Genomic DNA, 11,922 nt, shown 5'->3' with positions numbered 1-11,922 from the left:
GATGGCTTGAATAGCTCATCGATTGTTGTTACTTTTTGTTATAAAAGCGAATTGACTTCGCAAATATTGTTTGGGTTCGATACCAAGTATCAAACCGCCCTACACATATTTGGTTTGTCGAAACAATGTTCAGTTTTCAAAGGTCTACCATGTCTCGGTTAATGTACCGCCGTGACAACTTTTAAAGTATAGCATGTTGAGAAATCACTGTCAACAACTTTTTCAATAACTTGTATATATATTCAATCACACAAATTATTTAATCAACTTGGTCGGCCGTAACAGACAACATAAATCATTGTAACAGTCGCCCTTTAACACGTCAAGCATTGTTTTAAATTTGTATGGCTATTCAACCATTTAATTTTTATGCATTCGTGCCTCAAACAGCAACAGGTAATATCTTACCAATCATCCCCGAGCAGGTCAAGCAGTTTTTTCAGAAAAAAAAGACGTTCCTCTAAGAGGGCGTCTTCTCTTGATTTAAATTGTTTAAAGCTTCGGCCTTCCAGCCCGCTAACCGCGCATCAATCGGTTCAAACCCAATGTTTATCCGATGATTGGTCCAATAGTGCCGGTGTTGATGCTCAATTGGTTCCGTCCCTAAGTCAACATGTTCTAAACAACGTAACGACAGGCTAATCTTACCTGTGTATTCATCGATATCAAGAATCACCACATTAACTTCTTCATTAACCTTTAAATAGTCATGAATATCTTTGACGTAACCACAATGGCATTCGGAAATATGAATCAAGCCCTGACGGTGTCCGCCCAAACTGACGAACGCGCCATAAGGTTGAATGCCCGTGACTCGTCCCGTGACCTTCTGGCCAATCTGAAATGCCATCGTCTCACCTCATTAAACTCAGTCTATCTGCTAAAAACCTATTCGATAACCGTAACCTTATCCATCGTCACTGGTGTGGCTGGTTGGTCACTAGCATCCGTCTTTACCTTAGAGATAGCATCGACGATGTCCATCCCCTCAGTCACCTGGCCAAAGACCGTGTGACGGAAGTCCAACCAAGGGGTTCCCCCATCTTTATATGCTGTAACAATTTCATCGGGGAATCCGGCATCGCGCATCTGGCTTTGCATCTGCTCCGTCATATCCGTATCTGAAACGATAAAGAACTGACTACCATTGGTATTTGGACCAGCATTGGCCATCGATAAGGCCCCACGCAAGTTGTACAGTTCAGGTGAAAATTCATCTTCAAAAGGTTGTCCCCAGATGCTTTCACCACCCATACCAGTACCAGTTGGGTCACCACCCTGAATCATGAAGTTAGGAATGACGCGGTGGAACGTTAACCCATCGTAATAACCAGCCTTCGCATGGGTTACAAAGTTTTCAACCGTCTTTGGTGCTTGCTCGGGGAAGAGCTGCAGCTGAATTGTTCCCATAGATGTTTCAATGCTTACCTTGGGGCCCTGGGCGTTAGCCAAATCAATTTGTGGAAACTTTGTCATAATTGTCCTCCATATCTTTTACACTATCTAAACATCTATTATCACCGCCAACGCTTAAAAATGCAAACGATGACTCTGGTGCTATACTGGATACACACAATAATTCAAAGGAGACTTCATTCATGGCCAAACCAACAACTGCCCTAAAACAACGGACTATCGCGCTACTTAACCAACGGGGGGTTACCCTACCAGACATCGCGCAACTCGTCATTTTTCTTCAGAAAGACTACATTAAGGACCTGGACGCGGACCTAGCTCTCGACAGCGTGCAAACCGTCCTCAGCAAACGTGAGGTTCAAAATGCCGTGATTACCGGGATTCAACTCGATATCTCCGCAGAAAAACACGATCTCTTGGAACCCCTCCAAACAATTGTCGAACGTGATGAGGGTCTCTACGGTGTCGACGAGACCATGGCACTCTCTATTGTCGATATCTACGGTTCCATCGGTTTCACCAACTACGGCTATATTGATCGGACCAAGCCTGGCATTCTCGCCAAACTAAACGCTCATGAGCCTGGCATCATCCACACCTTCCTCGACGATCTGGTTGGCGCGATCGCCGCCGCTGCTGCAGCTCGGCTCGCTCATGATGACATTGGTGAACAGGACACCCCGTTCCACTAGGAAATCCTCATGATTCCGTTAAGTTTCCCCGATTTCTCTGCTTTATCCGCTGAGATCCCTTATAATGTGGCTACATTAAATTATCGGAGAGGGAGACTTATCACATGGCCTATTTAATCGACTTTGTCCTGCACATCGATGCCCACTTAGTCAATATCGTCAATACCTTTGGAGGATGGACCTACTTCATCCTATTCGCAGTTGTCTTCGTGGAGACGGGTGCCGTCATCCTACCATTCTTACCTGGCGATTCTTTGCTGTTTGCCGCAGCCGCCCTAGCGGCCAACCCGAGCTATGGCCTCAACATCTGGCTATTCGCTGGTCTATTCCTCCTCGCCGCAATCGGTGGGGACTCGCTTAACTTCTTCTTAGGTCAGCGCGCCGGTGCGGCACTATCTAGTCACTCTTGGTTTGGTCGACTCATCAATAAGGATAAATTAGCCCAATCAGAGAAATTCTTTAGAAAGCATGGGCCACTAGCGATCTTCCTAGGCCGGTTCATGCCAATCATCCGAACCTTCGTGCCCTTCACGGCCGCTGGTTCCCAGTTCCCTTACCGCCGTTTCCTTCAATACAATGTGAGTGCCGCGATTACTTGGGTTCTGATCTGTTGTGGTGGGGGTTACTTCTTCGGTAACATCCCCTTCGTCAAGGCCCACTTCTCAGCAGTTGTTCTCGGAATCATCGTCATTTCACTGATTCCAGCCGTCGTTGGTTGGATCAAAGGTCGGCAAAACCCGACACCTCGGACACCTGAGGAAGATTAATTAATCAATTTAAAAAGCGCAATCGATTAAAATCGATTGCGCTTTTCTTATGCACGTTTGATCGCTTGACGTCCCTGCCAGTACAGCCAACCCAGCCCCGCTTCGAAAAGCAGAAACGCTAGGACAAAGCAATGAAGGAAGAACGTATCAGGTAAGGCGGTAATCACCGGATCAAGGTCCGGGTCAAACAACCAGTCGTTATTGCGAAAGAGCACCTCGTGAAAAGCCACGAAGAAACCTTGGAAGTTGATCGCCATGCAGGCTGCTAAAACAATTGGCACCACTGCGGCCACCGTAACCGGTCGTAGTAACCGCCACTCAGTCGCCTCACGTTTCAGCTGACGCAGATAAAGCCACGCTGGGGCCACCGTCACGATGAAAACCAAATTGTTTATGAGAAATAGCGTCTTCACATCATGAAAGTGAACCATTCCCGTAAATGACGTGGGAAAATCACTCATATTTAAATCCGTGACCCAAGGCAACTCGAGATAAGCCAACATCTGACCGTAATTATGCATCAGCCGTGAAGCACTCATCCCCACCGTTCGACTAATATGCAACCAGCCAATATCCAGACGATACAGCCAAATGGCATTAATCGTCAAAAGGATACTCAGGGTCACCAAAGCCAAAAAGACTGCCGTGAGGCCGAGCGCCCGTTGCCATCTAGCCACGTGGCCCCACCTCGAAATCCCAATGATCCAGAGATGGTACCGTATAAGTTGGCGGCACTGTCTCTGTCGCCACTTGTTCCGGTGTCGAGACCCCCGTATAGACGAGTAGTGTGTCCACCTGGGCGTGAATGCCGGCAAGAATATCCGTATGATAGTTATCCCCGATCATGAGCGCTTGCTCCGGGGCGACTCCGAGTTGACGCAAGGAGTTCTGTAGAATAATGGGTTCCGGTTTGCCAATCATGATCGGCTGTTGTTGCGTCGCATACCGAACCAGGTCAACCAATGCCCCGGCACCGGGCATCAAGCCTCGGGCCTTAGGAATATTGGAATCCGAATTGGTCCCGATAAAGGTCGACCCACTCCGAACAGCCAGCACTGCCTTGGCAAATTTTTCGTAGGTGACATCGCTATCCAATCCCACGACGACGTAGGTTGGATGTTCTTCATCCACCGTGAACCCCTTTGCCGTTAGGGCTTGCTTCAACCCAATCTCACCCACGACATAGACTGTGCGTTTCGTCGTCTCTCCGGCAAGCTGATCCAGATAATCGGCTGTCGCCAGTCCCGCCGTATAGACGTTCTCCGGAGTCACATGAATATCGTGGTTGTTTCCCAGATTGTTAACGACAGCCTGGGGCAACTGCGTCGTATTGTTCGTGACAAACTTAAAAGGAATTTGAGCCGCTTGAAGCCGTTCAATGAACCGCTTGGCCGCTGGATAACGCTTGGTACCCGCATAAACGGTCCCGTCCAAATCAATTAAATAGGCCTGGTAGTCTTTCAACGCAAACTCTCCCTACTCTTCTTTTTTCTGCCGAATGGTAAAGTGTCGCCGGCCTTGACCGCCAGTAGCAACGGTCACTGTCTTAGCGGCCTTTTCTACTGGTTTTTTGGCCTGACGGCGCTCTTCAGTATATGGATGGGCCGTATTGCGGTGTCGTGAATGCCGTGATCGACGGCGACGAGAACCGTTGTTGGACCCGTTCGATGTCTTGGGTTTCTGATCCCCACCATTGTTCTTATTATTGTGATTGTTCGTGGCTGGTTTGGTAGCTGTGGTCTTCTGTGAACTCTTGGCTACCTGCTGTGAGGTCTTTTCACCCTGCGGCCGTTTAGTCTGGCTCGAACCACTCCGGTTGCGACGCCGTGAACGGCTGCGACGCGGCTTGGGTGCAGCCTTGACGTCTAAGTTATGCAAGATGAAATAGGCACATCCGAAGTTACAAGATTCATACAAGTAATCCTGTACGGCGTCAATCTGATTCTGCTTGGCACCGGCCCGGTCCTCCGCATAGAACCCCTTCAGGCGCAGTTGTTCAAAGCCCCAGTCCCCGACAATATAATCAAATTTACTCAAAATGGTACTAAACCGCCGAGAAAACTCGGAGAAGTCGAAACCTTCCCGAACGTTTGCGACCAGCTCATACGGGTGGCCGTTGATCGTCAGGTGGGTTTCATCCCCCCGAACTACTTCGGCAACTGGTTCTCGACTTTCGCGTTGCTCGGCAACGAGTGCCTCCAATTCCTTACGATCCAACGTCTTCATCCTTTCCGGTCTGTGTTCAAGGGATAATGTCGCCCGAGATACTGAGCGAACACCTCCCGCAATAAGTCATGATAAAAAAGTTCATTTTTCCCGACAATTGAGATGGTTGGGAAGAACGGTACAAATAAATAGTGATCCACGACCGCTAGCGTGTACTGGCGAATTGGCGAAACGGGCTCACCACGCCAGGTAACCTGACGAGTCTGCGGGTCATAGGCAATCCCGAGATAATTGAGTTCACCGAACACCTTGCCGCGAAACCCCATCCCGCGCTGTGGAAAATGCCGCAGAAAGAGACGAGCTTGTTCCGCTTCCTGAATCAGGCGCCAGAGGTCATAGCCGCTGAGCGTCACGCGCATGACATGCATGCTATGCGGCAAGATCGTGTGAAGTTGGTCCTGTGTGACCACGCCACGTGGTAGGTCGGCCAGGAACAACCCTGAATTTAAAATAGCCGCCTGGGTCCCCGCGTACTCAGCGATGGCATGAAGTCCCTCCTGGACAATCCGTGGATGTCCAAATGGGTCGGCCTCCATGGTTGCTGGGATCTTCGCCACACGCTGTTCTCGCAGGATGTCATGCCCGATCTGTTCCAGCTGGGCAATCTCACCCGCATCGGCCGGTAACACCGGTAGATCGGCGGTGGTCACCACGCCAGCGGTTCCCTTCAGTAGCCGATGGTCAGGACCCACCTCGAGTTCAATACGCCCGACATACCGTCCAAACTTTCCCGCGGCTGCGAGAAGGCTCTGTCCCTGCTGTTCACCATGGACCAGTAGATGATGGGTGTGACTCCCGATAATCACGGTCAACTGAGGAAACCGTTTGGCCAGCTGACGATCGACGTTAATCCCCAAGTGGGATAACAGGACACAGAGGTCATATTGCCCATCGTAGGTCGCTAAGAGTTGCGTCAGTGCTCGATCGGCTTGTACCGCTGTCCACCCTAATAAAGGATAGGTCAGTTGATAAGGTGCCGTGAGTCCCAACACCAATAGCCGTGTCCCGGCTGGGGTGACCAGAATCCGATGATCTTGGGCCCAGTCCGGTTCCTGCTGCGTATCAGTCGTTAACAGATTTCCCAGCACCACTGGAAAGTTGGCATAGTCATAGAGATGATTTAATTGTTTATGGTTGAGTGTTAGCCCTTCGTTATTCCCGATGGTCACAGCATCATACCCAATCTGATTCATCAGGGTCACATTACGCTGGCCTAGGGTGGCTTCGGTCACCGGATGAGCCCGGTCGACGTTGTCACCCAAATCAAAGGTATAGACGGCATTTCCAGCAGCGAGATCATGCTCTCTGGTGGCTAACAAATATCGCCGTATCCGTGGCCAATTTTCGAAATGTGAATGGAGATCATTCGTGTGTAATAACGTGATGTGTTCCATGCTGACACTCCTTTAACACTGAGTTTAATCGTACGGCATCCAGGGAGCCCGGTCAAGCGCTATTGCTTTTCTTGGAATTCCTGCGCCTTTCCCGTGACCATCTCTTCGATTTCTGAGGTGGAGAATGGTGTCCCAAATGGCACCTTTTCTGCTAGGTAGCGCGTTTCGGGCGTGTCGACACCGACGTTAATATTTTCTTTAACCGGCACGGCATAGTGATGAATATGCCCGTGCAAATTGATAATCTGATTGACGATTCCCAACATCATTGGGTAATGGGTCATGTAATACTGTCGATGGTCGTATTTGATCAAGGCACCCACGTCATGAAACTGATACTTGGGTTGACCGTGATCGATCGGATTGTGGGCGGCTAGATACTTAAAGAGCGCCCGACTATCGTGGTTTCCCTTAATGAGTTCAAGGTGACCGTTGAGTTGTGATAAGACATTGGCTACCGCCTCATCTGATTTCACGGCTGGCTTCGTAAAGTACAGCGCGATATCTCCCAGATGATAAACGGTATCCGTGGGGGTCACCCGGGCGTTCCAATTATCGATGATGGTTTGATTCATCTCCTCCACCGAATCAAATGGCCGGGGAGCAAAGTCATTCATCCCCAACAGATCCGCATGAAAGAAGTGGGTATCCGACGTAAAATATTGCAAATTAAGGTCTCCTTAAAGAATGTCTAATGGTGTCGCTGTCGTTGGTTTTGGGAACTGACGGTCTAATGCCGTGAGCTCAGCCGCACTCAGCGTCAACTGGGCTGCCGCGATCTTCTTCACGACGGGATTGCTAGCCAATTGGTGGCCATGCGTGTCCCCTTGTGCTATGGGTGAATAGGCAATGAATGGCACCTTGTGCGCCTGTTGCCAAGGAAGCACCGCGTACTCGACGCCGCGGCTACCAAGATGATAGAGATCCTCATTGGCCGCAACCTTGGGCCCTTCTGGTAACGCCCAAAGTTCCTGCAAGTCATCGCCATCGAAGTTCGAAACACCCCACCGATGAATGAGGCCGGTTTCTTGGAGGCGCTGGAGTTCCGTAATCGTTTCCGCTAACGGAACGTTACCCCGCCAATGATATAAATAAAGGTCCAAATAATCAGTTCGTAGTCGCTTCAAGCTGGCTTCCAGACTCGCCTGCATCCGATCGCGAGAGGCATTCTCCGGTAAAACCTTGGAGATTAAGAAAAGATCCTCTCGGTTAAAAGGTGTCAGGGCCTCGCCGACTAAATTCTCGGACCGTCCGGAGCCATACATTTCAGCCGTGTCGACCACACGGGCCCCGGCGTGGATTCCGGCTTGAATCGCCGCGATCTCAGCGTCACGACGATCGGCCCGATCACCCATATGCCAAGTTCCGATACCAATTGCGGGAACCGTGGTTCCACCAAACGTAACTTCCTTCATCACAATTCCTCCAGTATTTTCAATTACTCCTATCGTAGCACTTCACCCCCAGCTTCGCCGACTCTGAGGATCTAAAAAGCCAACTTCTGCTTGGAAGTTGGCTCCTTTTTAACTGAAATTAGTCTTCTGATTCGTCGACGGCGATATTCTGCCGGCGATCGTGAACCCGTTTACCCCAGCTCAAAGCAACAAGCCAGAGAATCGAACCGACCAGGGCAATCAAGGTGTCTGCCCGGAACAACAGAACAACTCCGACCATGGCCAAGAAGGCCAGAATCAAGTAATCACTGAGCGGGAAGAATGGCATCGCAAATCCATGCCCGGCCTGCTTGGTTGCCCTCAGTTGTTTCTTGTACTTTAGATGGGCCAACACAATCAGTCCCCAGATAAACAGGAAACACGTCGTCGCTACACTAGCGATAAAGGAAAAGACGTGGCCTGGCATGATGAGATTGAGAAAAACGGAAATGGCAATCACCAGTGTCGAAAAACGTAAGGCGTGAACTGGCACCTGTTGCTTAGACAGGGTTCCCATTTGGCGGGCAAACCGCCCCTTACCCTGATAAGTTAACGAGAAGAGCATCCGGCCCGTCGTGAATAAGGAACTGTTGCAGGCCGAAGCTGCGGCAGTTAAAACAACAAAGTTAATCACCGCCGCTGCTGATTTGATCCCCACGTTCTTAAAGACCTGAACGAAGGGGCTACTGGTTGGCGAAACTGCTTGCCAGGGATAGATACACATAATGGCCAACAATGACCCAAGATAGAATAGAATGATTCGCATCGGAATCTCATTGATTGCCTTAGGAATCACCTTCCGTGGGTTGGCCGTTTCGGATGCGGTCATTCCCACCATTTCGATCCCAACGAAACTAAAGAGGACCATCTGAAACGATAGGAAGAATCCCTTGGCGCCATGGGCAAAGACCCCACCTTGCGTGAGATTCGTGACGCTCGCATGACCGGCAGGTGTCGGAAAGTGAACGGCAACCATATAGACCCCAGCTAAGATTAACCCAACAATCGCCACAATTTTAATAATGGCAAACCAAAATTCAGTCTCGCCAAAAGCACTGACCGTGACGGAGTTGAGGGCTAAGAGAATCCCCAACATCACGATTCCGGTCACCCATTGGGGCAATTGTGGGAACCAAAATTCCATATATTGCCCAGCAGCAGTCACCTCAGCCATGGCAATCGTAATCCAGCAAACCCAGTAAGTCCATCCCGCGACGAAACTGAGATTGTCACCTAAGTAGCGTTGAATAAAATCAATGTAAGAGTGCACGTTGAGATCGGAGAGTAATAACTCCCCAAGCGCACGCATCAGTAGAAAACACATAATTCCCGTAATGAGATAAGCGAGAATGATTGAGGGCCCGGCCAAATGAATGGATTGACCAGCACCCAGAAACAGCCCCGTTCCAATTGTGCCCCCCAGCGCAATCAGTTGGACGTGCCGGCTCTGCAATCCGCGAGAGAACTCTTGCTCATTGTTAAGTTGACTGTCTTTCATCATATCCTCCCCTTTGTTGAATAATATTATACACACCCCCAGTGGTAATACCACTCTATGAGCTGGTAAGGGCAGTGACCGAATTTTCCCTAAGCCCCGGGGCTATGCACTTTTACTCACTTTTAAAATTATAAGGTGAAATTTTCTCAACTATTGAATAAAAAAAGAACACCCCATCTCTGGCGTGTTCTCTGAATCGATTTAATTATTTACGCAGACGTTCGATATCGCGGACAATCATTAACTCTTCATCCGTTGGAATCAACAACGTCTTAACCGTTGAACCAGCCTTACTCAAGTCACGTTCAACCCCACGAATGTTATTCTTTTCGGGGTCAACACCGATACCAAAGTAAGCCAGCTTGTCGGCAACTTCTTGACGAATGGTAATATCGTTTTCACCAACACCGGCCGTGTAGACGATAGCATCCACACCACCTAATTCGGCAATGTAGGCTCCCACGTAACGAACAACTCGGTTGATGAAGATATCCCGGGCCAACTTAGCACGGTGGTTCTTGTCTTGAACCTTTTCCAGGTCACGCATATCCGCAGACACACCAGAAACCCCAAGCAAACCGGACTTCTTGTTCAAAATGTTAATCATGTCATTAGGGTCCTTGATGTTTAATTTTTCCATTAAGAAGGCCACTAAGGAGGCATCAATATCACCAGAACGGGTAGCCATTTCGATCCCAGCTAATGGCGTGAAGCCCATTGAAGTATCAAATGACTTTCCATTCTTGATAGCGGTGATTGAAGCGCCGGCACCCAAGTGCAGGGTGATTAACTTCAGATCTTCGAGTGGCTTCCCTAACATTGCGGCAGCTCGGCTGGCAACGTAACGGTGGCTCGTCCCATGGGCACCATACTTACGAGCACCAAACTTTTCGTAGTATTCGTAAGGAATGGCGTACATGTAGTTAACTTCAGGCATCGTGGTGTGGAAGGAGGTATCAAAGACAGCCACACTCAATACGTTTGGCAAAATCTTCTTAAATGCCTTGATTCCCATTGCAGCCGCTGGGTTGTGCAGTGGCGCATATTCGGACAGGTCTTCAATCTTTTGCAGAACGTCGTCATCAATGACTGCGGAGTCCTTGAATTCTTGACCCCCAGCCACGATACGATGGCCGACCCCAGTGATTTCATTGAAGTCTTTGATAATCTTCAATTCAGTCAATTGGTCTAACATTAATTGAATGGCTTCCTTGTGATCGTCAACATCTTGATGGGTTTCATACTTCTGCCCATCGCCATACTTAACTTCAACTAAGGAGTTACCTAACCCGATTCGTTCAATTGCCCCTTCGGCAATGACTGATTCTTCAGGCATTTGGAACAATTTGAACTTTAATGTAGAACTTCCGGCATTAATTGCTAATGATTTTCCCATGTGATTTTCTCCTTCTTATGAGCGGTTCGTCAGTAGATTCTGTTCTTCCCACTGAACGATCTCCGCCACAAACTTCTGAAATGCGGATTGATTCTTGAATGAAGGGAACTCGCCCAACATGACTTGTTCAACTTGCTTGGCCCCGGCACCCGGCTTCTGTAAGATCAGAATGGCCTTTTGGGCGTTAGCATTCATGAACAATTCACTTGGCAAGTTTAAGAGCCCTTGCAAGTAGGCATTTTGTGCGGCCCACTTCAACAGCCCTTTGGCTTCATCAGTTTGGAATAGCTGGGTTGGCACCAAGAAGACACCGACACCACCCGGGTTCAACTGGTTGACCGCCTGCTCTAACAGCAGATGGTGAACGAATGAATGTCCCGATTTGGCATGTGTCTCAAAATTAGCAGCGTTATCATCAATTGGATAGTACCCAATTGGCAAGTCGGCGACGATCAGGTCACTGGCTGGAACTAATAACCGTTCCAAAGCGTCTTGGTGAATGAGTTCCACCGGTAATTGTTGCAAATCACTTGAGGTCTGCGCAATCGCCAGCAAGGTGTCATCATTGTCGACCCCATAGGCCGAAATGTCCCCGGCAACGACTTCCTTAAGTTGCGACAAGACTGCTGTCAGCAGATTCCCCGTTCCCACGGTTAAGTCTAACACTGACAAATGTTTCTTACCCTTCTCGAGGCGAGTTACCAGATAACCCATGATATAGGCAATCGTATCCGGTGTCAGTTGATGATTAGCTTGAATGTCGTCGACACGAATGGCCTTCAACATCGCTAATTGAACTGCCCGTCGGACTGTTTCGGCCGTCATCTTTTGCCAATCGGCACCTTGATACAGCGTCGTTAATTTGGCGGCTGTCTGTTCATCGGGTTTGCCATCTTCAACCTGGACCCGACCATTTAATAGATTATCTCCCGTTTCAATGAACGCATCTAAATAGGATGTTTTTAGCGCTGTCTGAAGAATCGTTGTCGATTCATCCAAAACTTTGAAGAGCGCTTCAGTCTGTTCTTGTGACAGCACGCTTCGCCTCCTTGGAAAATTTGCGAAATACATTGTTTCTGCTATCTATACTACCGATTTTT

General features: G+C 49.0%; 13 protein-coding genes. 2 read left to right on the top strand and 11 right to left on the bottom strand.

Annotated elements, in window-relative coordinates:
- Positions 1 to 460 precede the first annotated feature (460 nt).
- The gene (locus tag OCU14_RS09410) at positions 461 to 850 is read right to left on the bottom strand and encodes a CvfD/Ygs/GSP13 family RNA-binding post-transcriptional regulator (RefSeq protein WP_261810816.1); all 390 of its coding nucleotides are present in this window, start codon (positions 848 to 850) and stop codon (positions 461 to 463) included.
- 38 nt (positions 851 to 888) lie between these two features.
- Positions 889 to 1,476 carry a peptidylprolyl isomerase gene (locus tag OCU14_RS09405; protein ID WP_261810815.1) on the bottom strand — a complete coding sequence of 196 codons (588 nt, stop codon included), beginning with the start codon at positions 1,474 to 1,476 and terminating at the stop codon, positions 889 to 891.
- A gap of 122 nt (positions 1,477 to 1,598) precedes the next feature.
- On the opposite strand from OCU14_RS09405, the gene OCU14_RS09400 reads away from it, so the two are divergent.
- On the top strand, positions 1,599 to 2,108 hold the full coding sequence (locus OCU14_RS09400; RefSeq protein WP_261810814.1) for a phosphatidylglycerophosphatase A family protein: 510 nt from the start codon (positions 1,599 to 1,601) through the stop codon (positions 2,106 to 2,108).
- A gap of 104 nt (positions 2,109 to 2,212) precedes the next feature.
- A complete protein-coding gene (locus tag OCU14_RS09395; protein ID WP_261810813.1) occupies positions 2,213 to 2,875 on the top strand; it encodes a VTT domain-containing protein in 663 nt (220 codons plus the stop codon).
- 47 nt (positions 2,876 to 2,922) lie between these two features.
- On the opposite strand, the gene OCU14_RS09390 is transcribed toward OCU14_RS09395, so the two are convergent.
- The 9 genes from OCU14_RS09390 to OCU14_RS09350 form a co-directional block, all read right to left on the bottom strand.
- Entirely contained in the window at positions 2,923 to 3,552 is a 630-nt protein-coding gene (locus OCU14_RS09390) for a TIGR01906 family membrane protein (RefSeq protein WP_261810812.1), read from the bottom strand.
- Positions 3,545 to 4,339 (bottom strand): TIGR01457 family HAD-type hydrolase, encoded by a 795-nt coding sequence (locus tag OCU14_RS09385; RefSeq protein WP_261810811.1) that lies wholly within the window; start codon positions 4,337 to 4,339, stop codon positions 3,545 to 3,547. Before OCU14_RS09385 ends, OCU14_RS09390 begins: the two co-directional genes overlap by 8 nt.
- A gap of 12 nt (positions 4,340 to 4,351) precedes the next feature.
- A complete protein-coding gene (locus OCU14_RS09380) occupies positions 4,352 to 5,101 on the bottom strand; it encodes a YutD family protein (protein WP_261810810.1) in 750 nt (249 codons plus the stop codon).
- Positions 5,098 to 6,495: a bifunctional metallophosphatase/5'-nucleotidase gene (locus OCU14_RS09375; protein WP_261810809.1), complete on the bottom strand. Its 1,398-nt coding sequence runs from the start codon at positions 6,493 to 6,495 to the stop codon at positions 5,098 to 5,100. The genes OCU14_RS09380 and OCU14_RS09375 overlap by 4 nt, the downstream gene beginning before the upstream one ends.
- Before the next feature lie 59 nt (positions 6,496 to 6,554).
- Complete coding sequence (locus OCU14_RS09370) at positions 6,555 to 7,163, bottom strand: metallophosphoesterase family protein (RefSeq protein ID WP_261810808.1); 609 nt, start codon at positions 7,161 to 7,163, stop codon at positions 6,555 to 6,557.
- A gap of 12 nt (positions 7,164 to 7,175) precedes the next feature.
- A complete protein-coding gene (locus tag OCU14_RS09365; protein WP_261810807.1) occupies positions 7,176 to 7,910 on the bottom strand; it encodes an aldo/keto reductase in 735 nt (244 codons plus the stop codon).
- A gap of 118 nt (positions 7,911 to 8,028) precedes the next feature.
- Positions 8,029 to 9,429 (bottom strand): amino acid permease, encoded by a 1,401-nt coding sequence (locus tag OCU14_RS09360; RefSeq protein WP_373875085.1) that lies wholly within the window; start codon positions 9,427 to 9,429, stop codon positions 8,029 to 8,031.
- 202 nt (positions 9,430 to 9,631) lie between these two features.
- A complete protein-coding gene (locus OCU14_RS09355; protein WP_261810805.1) occupies positions 9,632 to 10,822 on the bottom strand; it encodes an acetate/propionate family kinase in 1,191 nt (396 codons plus the stop codon).
- A 15-nt stretch (positions 10,823 to 10,837) separates the two neighbouring features.
- Positions 10,838 to 11,860, bottom strand: coding sequence for a class I SAM-dependent methyltransferase (locus OCU14_RS09350; protein ID WP_261810804.1), 1,023 nt, complete (start codon positions 11,858 to 11,860; stop codon positions 10,838 to 10,840).
- Between the last annotated feature and the right edge of the window lie 62 nt (positions 11,861 to 11,922).

Origin of the sequence: Levilactobacillus humaensis, assembly GCF_024345185.1 — a bacterium.
In the GTDB taxonomy this organism is placed as follows: Bacteria; Bacillota; Bacilli; order Lactobacillales; family Lactobacillaceae; genus Levilactobacillus; species Levilactobacillus humaensis.
This window is presented reverse-complemented; position numbering and strand designations above follow the sequence as displayed.